Annotated in this window: 16 protein-coding genes, 1 tRNA gene and 1 other RNA gene; 8 read left to right on the top strand and 10 right to left on the bottom strand. The window is 44.1% G+C overall.

What is annotated here, in order from left to right; genetic code table 11:
* Positions 1-29 precede the first annotated feature (29 nt).
* Together QVO88_RS11855 and tadA are read left to right on the top strand one after the other, a co-directional pair.
* Positions 30-1190 (top strand): CPBP family intramembrane glutamic endopeptidase, encoded by a 1161-nt coding sequence (locus QVO88_RS11855; protein WP_022288660.1) that lies wholly within the window; start codon positions 30-32, stop codon positions 1188-1190.
* Positions 1187-1660, top strand: a complete 474-nt coding sequence (tadA, locus tag QVO88_RS11850) for a tRNA adenosine(34) deaminase TadA (RefSeq protein ID WP_022288659.1) — start codon at positions 1187-1189, stop codon at positions 1658-1660. The genes QVO88_RS11855 and tadA overlap by 4 nt, the downstream gene beginning before the upstream one ends.
* 17 nt (positions 1661-1677) lie before the next feature.
* On the opposite strand, the gene recR is transcribed toward tadA, so the two are convergent.
* From recR to QVO88_RS11820, 6 genes are all read right to left on the bottom strand, one after another.
* Positions 1678-2280, bottom strand: coding sequence for a recombination mediator RecR (recR, locus tag QVO88_RS11845; RefSeq protein WP_022288658.1), 603 nt, complete (start codon positions 2278-2280; stop codon positions 1678-1680).
* Positions 2280-2630 carry a YbaB/EbfC family nucleoid-associated protein gene (locus QVO88_RS11840; RefSeq protein WP_022288657.1) on the bottom strand — a complete coding sequence of 117 codons (351 nt, stop codon included), beginning with the start codon at positions 2628-2630 and terminating at the stop codon, positions 2280-2282. The genes recR and QVO88_RS11840 overlap by 1 nt, the downstream gene beginning before the upstream one ends.
* Before the next feature lie 24 nt (positions 2631-2654).
* Complete coding sequence (dnaX, locus tag QVO88_RS11835) at positions 2655-4274, bottom strand: DNA polymerase III subunit gamma/tau (RefSeq protein ID WP_265290433.1); 1620 nt, start codon at positions 4272-4274, stop codon at positions 2655-2657.
* Positions 4275-4311: 37 nt separating this feature from the next.
* Positions 4312-4411, bottom strand: an RNA gene (ffs, locus tag QVO88_RS11830) — signal recognition particle sRNA small type.
* A 191-nt stretch (positions 4412-4602) separates the two neighbouring features.
* The gene (locus QVO88_RS11825) at positions 4603-5481 is read right to left on the bottom strand and encodes a chemotaxis protein CheX (protein WP_022288655.1); all 879 of its coding nucleotides are present in this window, start codon (positions 5479-5481) and stop codon (positions 4603-4605) included.
* Positions 5482-5862 (bottom strand): response regulator, encoded by a 381-nt coding sequence (locus tag QVO88_RS11820; RefSeq protein WP_022288654.1) that lies wholly within the window; start codon positions 5860-5862, stop codon positions 5482-5484.
* A 224-nt stretch (positions 5863-6086) separates the two neighbouring features.
* Here QVO88_RS11820 and QVO88_RS11815 point away from each other — a divergent pair.
* The 6 genes from QVO88_RS11815 (at position 6087) to pepF (ending at position 12908) form a co-directional block, all read left to right on the top strand.
* A tRNA-Leu gene (locus tag QVO88_RS11815) sits at positions 6087-6173 on the top strand.
* A 438-nt stretch (positions 6174-6611) separates the two neighbouring features.
* Positions 6612-7955, top strand: a complete 1344-nt coding sequence (locus QVO88_RS11810; RefSeq protein WP_022288653.1) for a TrkH family potassium uptake protein — start codon at positions 6612-6614, stop codon at positions 7953-7955.
* Between the two features lie 12 nt (positions 7956-7967).
* Positions 7968-8612: a TrkA family potassium uptake protein gene (locus tag QVO88_RS11805; protein WP_022288652.1), complete on the top strand. Its 645-nt coding sequence runs from the start codon at positions 7968-7970 to the stop codon at positions 8610-8612.
* A gap of 191 nt (positions 8613-8803) precedes the next feature.
* Entirely contained in the window at positions 8804-9922 is a 1119-nt protein-coding gene (locus QVO88_RS11800; RefSeq protein WP_022288651.1) for an ATP-binding protein, read from the top strand.
* Positions 9915-10598 carry a response regulator gene (locus tag QVO88_RS11795; protein WP_022288650.1) on the top strand — a complete coding sequence of 228 codons (684 nt, stop codon included), beginning with the start codon at positions 9915-9917 and terminating at the stop codon, positions 10596-10598. The genes QVO88_RS11800 and QVO88_RS11795 overlap by 8 nt, the downstream gene beginning before the upstream one ends.
* A gap of 507 nt (positions 10599-11105) precedes the next feature.
* The gene (pepF, locus tag QVO88_RS11790; protein WP_022288649.1) at positions 11106-12908 is read left to right on the top strand and encodes an oligoendopeptidase F; all 1803 of its coding nucleotides are present in this window, start codon (positions 11106-11108) and stop codon (positions 12906-12908) included.
* 333 nt (positions 12909-13241) lie between these two features.
* Here the strand turns inward: pepF and QVO88_RS11785 are convergent, their stop codons facing one another.
* From QVO88_RS11785 to QVO88_RS11770, 4 genes are all read right to left on the bottom strand, one after another.
* Positions 13242-13505, bottom strand: a complete 264-nt coding sequence (locus tag QVO88_RS11785; protein ID WP_022288648.1) for a DUF6171 family protein — start codon at positions 13503-13505, stop codon at positions 13242-13244.
* Positions 13506-13562: 57 nt separating this feature from the next.
* Positions 13563-15197 (bottom strand): DAK2 domain-containing protein, encoded by a 1635-nt coding sequence (locus QVO88_RS11780; protein WP_022288647.1) that lies wholly within the window; start codon positions 15195-15197, stop codon positions 13563-13565.
* Positions 15198-15238: 41 nt separating this feature from the next.
* The gene (locus QVO88_RS11775) at positions 15239-15586 is read right to left on the bottom strand and encodes an Asp23/Gls24 family envelope stress response protein (protein ID WP_022288646.1); all 348 of its coding nucleotides are present in this window, start codon (positions 15584-15586) and stop codon (positions 15239-15241) included.
* A gap of 133 nt (positions 15587-15719) precedes the next feature.
* The coding region (locus QVO88_RS11770; RefSeq protein WP_288178047.1) for an HAD hydrolase-like protein at positions 15720-16074 on the bottom strand (355 nt) is incomplete at its 5' end.

Raw genomic sequence — 16074 nt, 5'->3', positions numbered from 1 at the left:
GCTATAATTAGTATATCGGAGGTGAGAATTTGAACGATACAAATACTAAAGATTATATGATTGACGTTGCCCAGGATACAACTTATCAAAATCAGAGTGATGATTATAAGAAGTCGTTTGCAAAGTGGCGTTCAAATCCTCAGAATTCGTTTGGATTCCAGTTTACACATGATACAAGAGAACACTCATACATTGATGGCGAGGGTTTTGTGCCTCATAAGGCAGAGGTAGCTGAGAGGATCTCTATGCTAAAATGCTGTAGTTTGTTGGGCATTTGTCTTGTGGTAATGCTTGCTATTGATTTTCTTAACTATTTTATAGTGAATAAATACGCACCGGATACAACTGGTACATTTGTGTATTTTTCTCAAACAGATGGCGGATATGGCAGATATGGTGTTGGAATGACTTTTATTTTAGGTCTGTTGTTTGCTGCAAAGTTTGTTGTGCCTGGTCTTATTTTTAAGATCGTTACTAAGATCCCTAACAAAGTCGTTTTTGCAAATTCAAAGGGCTACGAAAAAATGCGTGGAACTGCTGTGGTAATTATGATGGTCATAATCGTTGTGGGCAGAGTTGGACAATATATCCTTAGTCTGCTGTTTTCAACTGTGCATTTAGACGGGATATATTCTATTTTTGTATTCTCTGAGGATCCTGTTGTTGCTCTTGTTTCTTTTGCTTTCTTTGCGATCATTGTTCCTATAATGCAAGAGATAGTATTTCGAGGAGTTTTTTTGCAGACTTTTCGTCAATTTGGTGACACCTTCGCTATTATGATCACTGCTGTTGTGAACGGTTTGTGCTACTATGATATTACATATCTGCCTTTTGTTGTGTGCTGCACTGCAGTTCTTGGACTTTTTACTATACGAACAGGCTCGGTTTTTACTGCAATTTCAATGAGTATTTGCGCCCACATCACGAATTTTGTATTAAGTTACATTGTTCTCTATGATCTTCCTTATGCCAAAATAGCAGAAGTCATAATCTGTACAGTGATCGTTGGTGTATCACTTGTGATGTACTCGAAGCTTACAAGCTTTGGTGACTGGACATTCAACATTGAAAATGATAATTCTTTTATGACCATGTCAAAGCGAGTTAAATCTTTCATTTCAACTAACTCGATCGCAGTGTGGATAGCTGCAATTCTTGTGACTATGTTTGTGTGTGCGAGGATAATATGACGAGAGATGAGCTTTACATGAAAAAAGCGTTGGAGCTTGCGGAAATTGCCGCAGAGCAGGGGGAAGTACCTGTGGGTGCGATAGTTGTGAAGCGTTCCAGCGGTGAAATAATCGGCAGGGGATTCAATCGTCGTGAGTATGGGCGTTCCCCCTTGACTCATGCCGAACTTGTGGCTATTGAGGAAGCGAGTCGCAATCTTGGGGGTTGGCGGCTTATGGGTTGTGAGCTTTTTGTTACTCTCGAGCCTTGTCCTATGTGTACGGGTGCGATAATAAATTCTCGAATTGAGCGTGTGGTTTTTGGTGCGTATGACCAAAAGGCTGGTTCTTGCGGGTCGGTGGTAAATCTTTTTGAGCTACCCTATAATCACAAACCTCTTTGCACAGGCGGTATACTGCAAGAGCGGTGTGCAGATACACTGACGGAATTTTTCAAAAATCTTAGACGTAAAAAAAACCTCTCCGAATAGTTCGGGGAGGTTTTTTCTTATATTTCGTTTCGATTTTCCAAAGCCTTGTAAAGCGTCACTTCATCAGCATATTCAAGCACTCCGCCAACGGGTAGACCGAACGCCAAACGTGTGACCTTTACACCAAGGGGTTTCAGCAGCCTTGAAATGTAAATTGCCGTAGCTTCACCATTAACTGTAGGATTAGTAGCCATAATGACTTCTTTAACATTCTCAGGCTCTATCCTCGCAAGCAGTTCTTTTATTTTAAGCTTGTCAGGGGAAATGTCGTCCATAGGGGAGAGAAGTCCATGCAAAACATGGTAAACGCCTTTGTACTCCTTAGTACGCTCGAAAGCGGCTATATCCTTTGGGTCTTCTACTACGCAGACCGTTGTGTGGTCACGTCTTGGGTCGGCACAGATAGGGCACTTTGGCTTGTCAGTAAAGTTCTGGCAAACACTGCAAAGATGAACGCTTTTGTGGGCATTAGTGATAGCCGCTGCAAAAGCCGATGCGTCCTCGTCTGTCATGGACATAACATAGTAGGCAAGGCGCTGTGCGGACTTCATGCCTATACCAGGGAGCTTTGCAAATTGCTCTGCCAGAAGTACCAAAGGCAGTGCGTTTGACTCAGCCATTAAAACAGACCTGGGAATGATACTCCGCCTGTGAGTTTCTGCATTTCAGTGTCGCTTACTTCATCGAGGTTAGCAACAGCCTGATTGAAAGCTGCCATAACGAGGTCCTGAAGTGTTTCAACGTCCTCTGGATCAACTACCTCAGGCTTGATATCAAGCTTAAGGACATTTCTCTTGCCGTTGATAGTTACCTCAACAACTCCGCCGCCTGCTGTACCTGTGAACTCTCTCTGCTCAAGGTCTGCCTGAAGAGCTGTGATCTCGTCCTGCATTTTCTGAGCCTGCTTGAGCATCTGATTCATGTTATTGGAAGGACCCTTGCCCATTCCCTGTGGAAGTCTTGCTTTCATTTTAAAAACTCCTTATATTCAAAATTATTTTTTTATATCAACTTCAATATCAAGTTTTTTCGCTTTGTCAAGCAACTGATTTATAGGATTTTCCGTATCCTCAGGTGCGACATTTTTGGCTGATTTGACTTTGATAGTGAAGTTTTGTCCGAAATTATTTTTCAGTATCTCATTAAGCACCGTAGCATCGCCGCTTGCTTTGAACTTTTTGAGATAAAAGTCATTGTGTACTATCATAAGCAACACATTCTGACACATATAAGCCTTTGAATTGACTAAGAAACAGCCTATGGCAGGATTTGTCTGCTTGACCTGCTCCACAATGTTGTCCCAAGTCTGCACAAGCTTGAAGTCGCTTGCTTTCATTTTCTTGAAATCCGGGTCTAAAGGCTTTGGTGGTGGAGCTTGTTCCTGCTGAACTGGAGTGGCGATCTGCGGTTGAGTCTGCAAAACGGCACCATTTTTTAGTGCATTCTCAAGCTGAGTTATTCTATTAAGAAGCACCGTGATCTCAGCATTGCCTGATACAGCCTGCACAGTTGCACCTGCTTTTTGAGCAGCTCCGCACAGCTTTATGATACACATTTCAAGCTCGATACGCTTTGATGTGCTTTTTGCAAAACGCTCGCTGCACTCCTGCAAAGTATTTATATCCCCGAGTATCTCGTCCAGCTTCATGCGTTCTGCAAGGGCTTTAAGTCTTTCATACTCGTCAGGCAGACAAGTTATAAGATCCTTGTTGTTGTCGATAGTTTTGATTATCATGACATTTCTCATCTGAGCGAGCAGTTCACCTGCCAAGACTTTCAGATCTTTTGACATATCATAAAGCTTGTCAACGACTCTGAGTGCGCCTGCGGCGTCCTTTTCGGCTATCTTTTCGAGAATATCAAAAAGATAATCACGTCCTGCAATGCCGGAAGCTGAGGAAACAACGTCAAGGGTGATGTCATTTTCATAGGCAACGCACTGGTCTAAAAGGGAAAGTGCGTCACGCATACCACCGTCAGAAAGCCTTGCTATCATGCCTGCGGCATCTTCGTGGAGGGTAAAGCCCTCCTGAGAAGCAATATACATAAGCCTTGAAACGATATCCTCGTTTCTTATCCTGTGGAAGTCGAAATGCTGGCATCTCGACACGATAGTTGCAGGAACTTTATGTATCTCCGTAGTGGCAAGAATAAACTTGACATGCGGAGGAGGTTCTTCCATAGTTTTCAGCAGGGCGTTGAATGCGCCGGCGGAAAGCATATGCACCTCGTCTATGATATATACCTTATATTTACATCTTTCAGGAGTATAGACAACGCCTTCACGCAGTTCTCTGATATCGTCTACTTTAGAATTTGAAGCAGCGTCAATCTCGATAATATCGGAAAGAGTGCCGTTGTCAGCGTCTTTGCATATCTCACATTCAAGGCATGGCTCACCGTCATGTGGGTCAAGGCAATTGATAGCCTTTGCAAAAATTCTTGCGCAGGTGGTCTTTCCCGTACCTCTCGAGCCTGTGAAAAGATAGGCGTGGGCGGTCTTGCCGCTTTTTATCTGATTTTTGAGAGTAGTTGTAATATGCGGTTGTGAAACAACATCGTCAAATGACATTGGACGCCATTTTCTGTACAATGCCTGATACAAAACTCTCACTCCAATCAAGAAAATAAAAAAATCAATCCGACATATGGGCGTGCGGGCGGAACTGTGACACACGAAACAAACCGCTTAATGCTGCTCGGTTCCCCGCCTGACATGGTTCACAGCGTTTCATTGCACAGGACCCGCACACCTATATCTCGGATTGATGAGGAACAATAACTGAATCATATCAATCTAACTTTTGTTACCTTACTATTATAACATACTTCCAATGAAATTTCAAGTGTTTTTGAAAAAAAGTTATAAAAAAAGGCAAAGAACATCAACGCCGCTGAACAAAGCTGGACAGCGGCGGATATTATGTGCTTGTAAAATTATATCAGGTGGCAATGATGAAATTCAGCTTGCCAAACGGATAGTTCACCGGGATACAGAATGCAGTGCCTGACAGGGCAAGCTCACCATTTTCCAAAAATTCCTGCGGTGTGAGTGTAAGTTCAACGCCATGCTCGTTTGACTCATTTACAACGAACAGACCGTCGTTTACGTTCAGAAATTCGCCTGCTGTAGCGTTTACAAAGTCATCGACCTCCGTGAAGCTCTCTTTGGCAAACCTCTCAGCGAAAGCCATATATGTCTTTGAATCTGTGGCAATGCAAGCCTCAGCGTTATACTTTCCATTTATTTTTTGGATAACGATATGTTCTGCTGCAAAATTCTTTATAACTGACGCTTCCATAGGAGTGAAATCGTCACCGATAAATCTGATAAGATTTTTGAAAAGCAAAGTAACATAATCAGTACAGATACGAGCATTTTCATCATTGTCAAAATGATAGAACTCATTGATAAGGTTATGTAGAGTTTCTGTTTGATTGTCTGAAATATCGTCGGTTATCTGATTTTCAGCCTTATAGTCTTTAAGTGCCTTTTCAAACTCAGCATTGGTAAGAGCACCGTTATTAACAAGGGTCTGACCCAGGAGAAGGTAATCTGTAGGCTGCTGAGCGAGAAGCTTTTCAACGTCGTCAGCGGTAACATAGCCAAGCTCCACGGCAAGGTCGCCAAAACGTTTATCGACACTCTGCTGAGTGATATTGACGTGCTCCACCTGCTCGGCTGTCATAAGACCAGCGTTTATAGCGAGAACGCCAAGGCGAAGTCTTGTATGCTTTTTAGCCTCGAAAGCCTGAGTAAGATCCTCAGCGGTACAAAGCTTATGGTTAAAGAGGTAGCCTCCAAAAAACTGCGCAAACATTTACAGTACCCCCTTTGCAACGTTCTCAAGGACATTAAGAGCGTCATTATCAGCTATAGGTTTCTGCAAAAAGTCCACAGCTCCCGACTTAAGAGCGTCTTTCAAATGGCTCTGAGTACCAACAGAAGAAGCCATTATCACCTTAGCGTCAGGGTCTTCTGCTATTATCTGTTTGAGGGCTTCAATACCTGTTACCTTTGGCATGATGATATCCATGAAAACCACGTCAGGCTTGAACTCCTTATATTTGCTGACAGCCTCCTCACCGTCGGCTGCTTCATAAACGGCTTTTACTCCAAATCCAGAAATAGACATACTGAGCTTTTTGCGAGCGAACATAGAATCGTCGCATATAAGCACTGTCATTTCATTTATATTCACGATAGATCCCTCCCGATTATTTTGCGGCAGCAGTTCCGTAATTGCCGATGACGGAGAAAATAATTTCTTTACTGCCTTGTTTTTAATTATATCATAAAATTCTCCAAAAGTCAAGAGTCGTCAAATGTGTTTTATGTTGAAAATATACAAACCAGTAAATGCAGAATTTACTTGCAGTTTGCTTGACAAAATGAAAAAAGTGTGCTATAATCATAATGTTATGTGCCGGTGTGATGGAATTGGCAGACGTGTCGGACTCAAAATCCGATGGTAGCGATACCGTACCGGTTCGACCCCGGTCACCGGCACCATGAAAACGGGTTCTTGTATCAAGAGCCTGTTTTTTTTATTAGTGTCCTCATTCTCTTCTGTCTCTGCTTCACCACCAAGAGCATTGGCGATGACCTCGGCTTGACAGTGCTTTCAGACGAACGGAAACGCCCCTCAGAGCCGTCCGAGCCTGCCGAGCGGAAAACTAACCGCCTGAAAAGAAAAGACCTGAGAAGTACTTGTGTGAGCAAATCTCAGGTTATTCAGTTTCAAAAAGGGTATGCTGTCATTGTGGCGCGCGCCATAATGATGATACGGACTTGTGTGGAACGGTTTGCAGGTGTTCTAATAGACTACGGGCAAGCGGCACACATCAATATTGTGCCTTAACGAAATCTTAACGCCGTAACCGTAATCTTAACAGCACTTTAACCGCTCATGTGATATAATAAAGCTATAATTTGAACGAGAGGTGTACGATGTTACATAAAAATAGAGTAAAAAACAGAACTCATATGACTTCATTTCGGGTCATCATTATCAGCTTCTTTTGCCTAATTCTGGTAGGCACGCTGCTTCTGATGCTGCCGATCTCATCAAGGCAGCGGTGTGTGACTTCATTCCCTGATGCAATGTTCACAGCCGTTTCAGCTACCTGTGTGACTGGGCTTGTTGTAAAGGATACTGCTACATACTGGTCTATGTTTGGGCAGGTGGTCATTCTGATGCTAATTCAGATCGGAGGTATGGGCGTTATCACCGTCGGGCTTGCGATCATTAGAGCATCAGGGCGGAAAATCGGTCTGTGGCAGCGCAGTACGATGCAGGAATCCATCTCCGCACCGCAGGTAGGCGGTATTGTGAAGCTGACAGGCTTTATCCTTAAAACATCACTTATCATAGAGATGATCGGTGCGGCTTTGCTTGCACCCGTTTTCTGCAATGATCTTGGTATCGCTAAGGGACTGTGGTATTCCTTGTTTCACAGCATATCGGCTTTTTGCAATGCAGGCTTTGATCTGTTAGGCATAAAAGAACCGTTCTCATCGCTGACCTTTTACCACAGCAACATCTATCTCAATATCATCATTATGCTGCTAATTATTACGGGAGGCATCGGCTTTCTCGTCTGGGGCGATATCGGAACACACAAGCACAGGATCAGGCGCTACTCTCTGCAAAGCAAGGTCGTACTGATGACATCTGCTGTCTTGATCGTTCTGCCTGCGCTGTATTTCTTCTTTTTTGAATATGACCATGGGACTATCCATGACCGGACGATCCATTCACTGTTTCAGTCTGTCACAACACGAACCGCAGGCTTTAACACAACTGATCTCGCTGCTATGGATGAATCAGGTACAGCCATTATGATCATTCTTATGCTTATAGGTGGTTCTCCAGGTTCCACCGCGGGCGGTATGAAAACAGCGACTTTTGCTGTTCTGTTCCTTTCTGCGATCACAGTGTTTAGCCGCAGAAATGATGTGCAGTGTTTCAAAAGAAGAATATCAGACGAAACTGTCCGCAGTGCAGGCGCTGTTTTGTTTATGTATCTTGTATTGTTCTTTACAAGCGGTGTCATTATCAGCAGAGTGGAAAATCTACCGCTGCTGACCTGTCTGTTTGAAACAAGCTCAGCTATCGGTACTGTAGGGCTGTCACTCGGCATTACAAGCGGTCTGTCTGCTGTATCCCGTGTGATACTGATGATACTTATGTTTTTCGGGAGAGTCGGCGGACTGACACTCATTTATGCAGCTCTGCCGTCGGCGGACAGCCAGAATTCACGCTTACCGCTTGAAAAAATATCTGTAGGATAAGGAGTCTTATATATGAAAACAGTTTTAATTATCGGAGTAGGTCAATTCGGCAGTCATATTGCCAGACGCATGGAGGAGCTTCGGTGTGAGGTCATGGCAGTAGATGAAAATGAGAAGCATATCAACGATATCCTGCCTTATGTGACCAACGCAAGGATCGGTGACAGCACCAATGAGGAATTTCTCCGTTCGCTTGGTGTAGGAAACTATGATGTTTGTATCGTTGCACTCGGCAGCCGGTTTCAGTCTTCTCTGGAAACAACGTCTTTGCTCAAGGAGCTGGGGGCAAAGAAAGTCATATCCCGTGCGACAAATGATGTACAAATGAAATTCCTGCTTAAAAACGGAGCCGATGAGGTTGTCTATCCTGAGAAGCAGATGGCACTTCGCATCGCTACAAAATATGCATCAGACAGCATACTCGACTTTATTCATCTGGATAACAATTACTCGATCTACGAACTGAAAGTACCGAAGGACTGGTTCGGAAAGTCGCTTTCACAGATTGATATACGAAAGAAATTCAAGATCAATATTCTGACGATCAAACGCGGAGAAGAGGTATTTATCCCTTCACCGGACACTGTAATTGAAACTGATGACATCGCATTTGTCATAGGTGAGGTTCGGGATATCCAGAAGTGTTTCAGAATCTAGGAGATGATCGTGTGAGAGATGTTCTGCTTGCACTGTCTGTATGAGCAATGTTTCTCTACGGTTTTTATATTATGAAAAAAAGTAGATGAATTCATCGAGGAGATACAAAAGAGCAGACGTGAACACGACCTGTCAGAAGATGATGTTGACGAACACAAAAGTGATATGTTATAATAACAAGGGTGATCCTTATGACTGCTAATTCTATAAAAAGTTCTAAAGCATTTTCTGTGTTCAAAGACTCCGCTATATGTATTGTGGTGCTGACAGCCGCAACACTTGCCGGATACGCATTCAAAGCCTTTCAACTTGCCGATGCGGACATTATCATGCTGTATATTATTGCTGTGCTTGTGATATCCATTTTTACATCAAAGATGTATTTCTGCCTGATATCATCATTAGTAGGAGTGATGCTTTTCAACTGCTTCTTCACCTATCCTGAGTTTTCTCTTTCAGTTCACGATGCAGGCTATCTTGTCACATTTGTGACGATGTTTATTACAGCGTTCATTGCAGGAACGCTTGCCAATAAGCTGAAACGCAATATCCTGATCGCTGAGCAGAATGCCCGTGAAAAGGAGGAGGCGGCACTTCTGGCGCAGAATGAACAGCTTAGAGCTGATATGCTCCGTTCCATATCCCATGATCTCAGAACACCGCTGACCTCCATATCAGGCAATGCCAGTACGCTCATTTCCGGCGGCGATACGCTTGATGAATCAGCACGTCAGCAGATATACACGGATATTTATTCCGAATCAATGTGGCTTATCGAAATGGTGGAAAATCTTTTATACGCTACACGAATTGAGGACGGCAGAATGCAGCTCAATATCTCGGTAGAGATACTTGATGACATTGTTCAGGAGGCTGTCAGACACACCAAACGCACTCACCCAAAGCGAAATATCATCGTTGATATGTATGACGAGATAATCCCCGTTATGGCAGATGCGAACCTTATCGTACAGGTCATAGTCAATCTTCTGGATAATGCTGTTAAGTACAGTGATGAGGATTCTGATGTTACCGTCAGTGTGCGCCGAGAAAATGCGCATACTGTTGTGATATCCGTGTCCGATCACGGCTCTGGTATCTCCGATGAAGAAAAAGAAAAGGTATTTGATATGTTCTATACGGGCGGCAGCCGTTCCTCAGACAGCAGAAGAAGTCTGGGGCTGGGGCTTGCACTGTGCAGGTCAATTATTACTTCACACGGCGGTACTATATCTGTCAGCGACAACATACCAAACGGTACAGTTGTCAGCTTTACTCTGCCAATAGGAGAGGTCGATTTAAATGAATGAATATCTTGTTCTGGTGGTGGAGGATGACAAGCCTATCAGAAATCTTATTACAACTACTCTTAAAATGAATGACTATCGCTTTATTACTGCTGTCAGGGGCAATGAAGCGATCATGCTCAGCGCTTCGCATAAGCCTGATATTATCATACTTGACCTTGGACTGCCTGATATTGACGGTGTTGAGGTGATAGAGCATATACGCACTTGGAGCGATGTTCCTATCATCATAGTCAGTGCAAGGAGCGAGGAAAGGGACAAGATAACAGCCCTTGACAAAGGTGCAGATGATTACCTGACAAAGCCTTTCTCTGTTGATGAACTTCTCGCAAGGCTCAGGGTGATACAAAGGCGGCTTATGAAGTCCGAAAACATCTCGGTCACGGAGTTTGTCAATGGCAGATTACGGATAGACTATGTTTCAGGCTGTGTTCACCTTGATGATGAAGAAATTCACTTGACACCGATAGAATACAAGCTGCTTTGCCTGCTTGCCAAGAATGTCGGCAAGGTGCTGACGCATAAGTACATTATCCAAAGTGTATGGGGAACTCCTGCGGATAACAGCGAAGCCTCCCTGCGTGTATTTATGGCTACCCTGCGAAAAAAGCTTAGTGACAGCAGTCAGGCGCTGATACAAACACATATCGGTATTGGGTATCGTATGATGAAATTATAGTTTTAGGGAGCAGTACAAAGCAGACACTTTATTTGATGATCTGTATCGCCTTCAATGACTGCAAAAACAATTGAACTGATTTTTTCTAAAGGAAAAAAGGGCAATGCCTTCCACTCACGGAGGACATTGCCCTTTTCTTTATGCTGTGATTATATCAGCCCTGAATCTCCTGCATCATAGTTGCAATCCTGTATAATAAAACTTGACACATACAAAACAATCAAAGTATAATAAAAACAAGGGAGTGTGTCATCAATGGGAACAGGAAAACAATATGATGAAGAGTTTAAAAAGCAGGCAATAAAGCTCGCAAAGGAGATTGGCACCTAGCTTTATGCCGCTGGGTGTATTTTTATTTGTATCGTGTATTATTTTACAGTTCACCTGCCCTAATTTGACAAAAGTACGTCAATGGAGTATAATGTAACCAGCGTTACGCAAATTAATCATAGGCAATACCACACAAGACAAGCCTATACCTATTATTATAGAAACGAGGTCATGAAAATGAGCGAGGAAAGAATACCTAAGAGAAGTGAAGTGCCTGAACAGTTCAAGTGGGCACTGGAGGATATTTATGCCACTGACGAAAAGTGGGCGGAGGATCTGCAAAAGTTGAAGGCTATGCCTGAGAGAATAGCGGCGTTCAAGGGCAGACTTAGCGAGAGTGCTGACACGCTTTATGATTTTATGAAACTTTCAGACGAGATATCTGTTCTTTGCGACAGCCTTGGCAACTATGCTCAAAGACGTTCTGACGAGGACACTGCAAATGCAAAGTATCAGGGCTTTATCGGTCAGCTTATGAACGCTTATGTGGCAGTAAATTCAGCAGGAAGCTTTGAAACACCTGAGATCATTTCTATCGAGGAGGATAAGCTTCAGAAATTCTATGAGGATAAGCCTGAGTTGAAGCTTTATAAGCGTGCGCTGGATAAGCTACGTCGTAAAAAGGCTCATATCCTCTCTGAGGCTGAGGAGAAGATACTTGCCCTGACTGGTGAAATGGGTCAGTCCCCTGAAAATATATACTCTATGTTTTCTGACGCTGACCTGCGTTTCCCTGACGCTGTGGATAAGGACGGCAAGGCTCATCAGGTTACACACGGAAGCTATATCCCACTGGTGCAGAGCGAAGACAGAATACTGAGAAAGTCGGCTTTCGAGTCTATGTACGGCACATTTGACAAGTTCAGGAACACCTGTGCGGCAACACTGTCGGCACAGATAAAAGCGGTGAACTTCTATGCAAAGGCAAGAAGATATGATTCAAGCCTTGAAGCCGCTTTGGACGGAACAGAAGTACCTGTTTCAGTGTACAAAAACCTTATTGAAGCCGTCCATGACAATATGCACTATATGTACGATTATGTTGCACTGAGAAAGAAACTTTTGGGCGTTGATGAGCTGCATTTCTATGACCTTTATACTCCTGTTGTTCCTGACGCAGATATGAAGATAACCTTTGAGGAGGCTAAGGAAACTGTCCTGAAAGCCCTTGCACCTATGGGCGAGGATTATCTCAACATACTCAAAGAGGGCTTTGAAAACCGCTGGATAGACGTTTACGAGAACGAGGGCAAAACAAGCGGAGCATATTCCGCAGGTGCAAGAGTTCACCCTTATGTACTGCTCAATCATAAGGATACACTTAACTGTATGTTCACGCTGGCGCACGAAATGGGTCACGCTATCCACTCGTATCTTTCAAATAAAAATCAGCCTGTGGTATATTCAGATTACGTTATCTTTGTGGCAGAGGTAGCCTCAACTTGCAACGAAGCCCTTCTTATGCAGTATCTGCTGAAAAACACCGAGGATAAAAAGCAGAGAGCGTATCTTATAAATTACTTCCTTGAACAGTTCCGTACCACACTTTACCGCCAGACAATGTTCGCAGAGTTTGAGCTGAAAATAAATGAAATGGTAGCGGCAGGGGAGAGTCTGACAGTCGAAGGACTGAACGAGCTTTACGGCGAGCTAAACAAGCTTTATTTCGGTGACGGAATAGTGCTTGATGATGAGATAAAATTGGAGTGGGCAAGGATACCTCACTTCTATTATGACTATTATGTTTATCAGTATGCAACAGGCTATTCTGCGGCTATCGCACTTTCACAGAGGATATTGAAGTATGGCGAACCTGCGGTAAAGGACTATATAGGATTCCTGAAAGGTGGCTGCTCAACTGACCCTATCTCATTGCTTAAGGGTGCAGGTGTAGATATGGCAACAACTCAGCCTATCAATGAGGCACTTGCAATGTTCGGAGAGCTTGTAAAGGAAATGGAAGAAGCAATGGCGGAGTAAGTGAGGAGTGAGGAATGGGCATAGCTGACCAAAGTTGTGCCCCCAACACCGAGCGTAGCGAGAGATAAAACGCAGGCTCAAGCCCGGCGTTAGAGGGCTTGTGGGGTCAAGGGGCAAAGCCCCTGCGGAGTATGAGGCAGAGCCTCATTCGGCGACAGCCGACTAAGCGGTGCAGAAAAGTAAAAAAAGCACACAACAGTAAAAGAAACAATAAAGCGGTGTCGGAGAACAAATCTCTGCACCGCTTTTTCTATCCAAATAAACAAAGTAAAACCCGCAAAGAGCGTAGCGATTTTGCGGTGGAAGGAACTTGCCTGAATGAACAGTATGCCTTTACCACTTCTTGTTTATATCCGCACAACGCATACCTATCTTCAACGCCCTCAGCTCAACATAACAGCCGCATAAAACGCACATTCCGTCCACAAGCTTTTCACAATCCTTGCAAAACGCCAAACGCTGACGATACTCTTCCTCTGATACTTTCTTGTCCGCAGGATATGCCGCAATGTGCGAACGCATATCACGGAGAAAATCATTTTCGTCCATATCCTCCAACAGGCATTTCCTGCACTGAACCTTTGTTATATCACTCATAAAAATTTCTCCATTGTACAAAAAAGCGGACAGCTCAATGCCGTCCGCCTTGTTATCTTATTCTACAGAAATGATGTAGTAGTAAACAGGCTGACCGCCGTTTATAAGGTTTACATCAAGATTTGAGAACTTCGCAGCTACCTGCTTTTGCAGTGCCTCAGCCGCCTCGTCTGTAACGTCTGAGCCGTAAAGGATCGTGATGAATGAGCTGTCACCCTTAACAAGCTTCTTTGTGAGCTTGTAAGCTGCCTTTGAAACGTCCTTTTCCACAAAGCTCAGCTTGCCGTTTTCAATGCAGAGTATCTCGCCCTGCTTGATAGCGTGACCCTCATAGTCAGAATCCCTTGCCGCAAATGTTACCTGACCTGTGGCAACTCTTTCAAGTGCATTGGTCATTTCAATGCGGTTCGTATTGAAATCAGCGTCAGGGTCAAATGCCAGCATTGCTGACATTCCCTGCGGTATAGTCCTTGTCTGAAGCACGCATACCTTTCTGTCTGCAAGCTTAACAGCCTGCTCAGCCGCCATGATGATGTTCTTGTTGTTTGGCAGAACGAAAACCGTTTCAGCGGGGCATGACATTATTGCCGCAAGTATATCCTCAGTGGAAGGGTTCATGGTCTGTCCGCCCTTAACGATGCAGTCAACGCCGATATCTCTGAACATTGATTCAATGCCGTTTCCTGCCGCAACTGCAACAAAGCCGTACTGCTTTTCAGGCTTTGCAGGAACGAACTCCTGTTTTGCTTCTTTCTGTCTGGCCTTGTGCTGGAGCTTCATATTTTCTATCTTTGGCAGATTGATGTAGCCAAATTCAAGACCCTTCTGGATAGCCTTACCAGGGTCGTTGGTATGAACGTGTACCTTTATTATCTCATCGTCCTCGACAACTACAACGCAGTCACCTATGGTTTCAAGATAAGCTCTCAGCTTTGATGAATCGTCAGCGTCAGCTTTCTTTGTGATTATCATTTCAGTGCAGTATGTGAAGTGTATCTCACAGTCATACTGACCAACAGTAGCCGCAAATGTGTCGACTGTTACCTGTTGTTTCTGTGCAGGAGCATCAGCCTTTACTATTTCGCCACCCTTGAATACATCTCTCATTGCTTCAAAGATAATGAGAAGTCCCTTGCCGCCTGCGTCAACAACGCCTGCCTTGGCAAGAGCAGGGAGAAGCTTTGGTGTTTCGTTCAGTGAAAGTTCAGCCTGTTTGCAAACTTCCTCCATTATAATAATAGGATCGTTTGTGGAGTGGAGCATTTCTCTTGCTTTCTCCGCAGACTCTCTTGCAACTGTCAGGATAGTTCCCTCTGTAGGCTTCATTACGCTCTTGTATGCTCCTGAAACGCCCTGTTCCAGCGACTCCACAAGCTCATTCGCACCCATTTCCTTTTTGCCTGCAAGTCCTTTTGCAAAGCCTCTGAAAATAAGCGAAAGTATAACGCCTGAGTTTCCTCTTGCACCTCTAAGAAGTGCAGAAGCTGTTGTGCTTGCCACAACTGAGCAGTCTGTATCGTCGCTGAGATTTTCAAGCTCTGCTACGGAATTTGTTATAGTCATTGACATATTAGTTCCTGTATCTCCGTCAGGTACTGGGAACACGTTAAGCTCGTCAACTGATTTTTTCTTGTTAGATATGCTGTGTGCGGCACTTATGACAGCGTCACGCAGCAAGCCTCCGTTTATCACTATAGTTTTCCTCCTATACTGTTATAGATATCCTAGGACGTTCAGCCTTTCATTTCGTCAACGTAAACGTTCACAGATTTAACGTTGACCCCTGCCTGCTCTGTCAGAACATAATTTACCTTGTGAATGATGCTGTCAACGATAGCTCCGACATTTATGCCGTAGTTCACAGTGATGTGCAGGTCAACGATAAGCTCGTCCCCGTCCTGACGGATTATAACGCCCTTTGTGGTGTTCTCTTTCTTTAGCATTGCAGAAACGCCCTGTTTTGCACCATAGGCGTTAAGTCCTGCCACGCCGAAACAGCTTTCGGCAGTATCCGAGATAAGCTGTCTGAGATATCCGGTGGATATACCTATAGTCCCTATATGGTTGCGAAACTTTATCACAGAAAACAACTCCTCTTGATCGTGGCAGGATCACAAGCTTATTTCTTATGCCGCCACATAATAATTTATTTTATTATATCATAAACATTTGACTTTTGCAATAGGTTTTCGCTCTTTTATACACCTGTCAAATTTATCCCAGAAGCCATTTTGCGGCTTCCAGAGGCGTTTCGGCTATATACACCGCACCTGCCTTGGAAAGCTCCTCTCTTGTGCCGTAGCCGTAAAGCATACCGATACAATCTATACCAAGAGCTTTTGCACCAAGCACGTCATGATGCCTGTCGCCTGCCATTATCACCTGTGAGCGGTCATTAACACCGCAGTTTTTCAAAGTGTGCACGATAACGTCCGCCTTTACGCTCCTGGAGCCGTCAAGCTCCGCACCGCCTATGTAGTCAAAATACTGTGCAAGGTGAAAATGCTCCAGTATCTTCACCGCAAAGACCTGCGGCTTAGAAGTCGCCACCGCAAGGTGAAGCCCAGCC

Source organism: Ruminococcus sp. CAG:57 (genome assembly GCF_000435935.1).
Lineage (GTDB): Bacteria > Bacillota > Clostridia > Oscillospirales > Ruminococcaceae > Hominimerdicola > Hominimerdicola aceti.
This window is presented reverse-complemented; position numbering and strand designations above follow the sequence as displayed.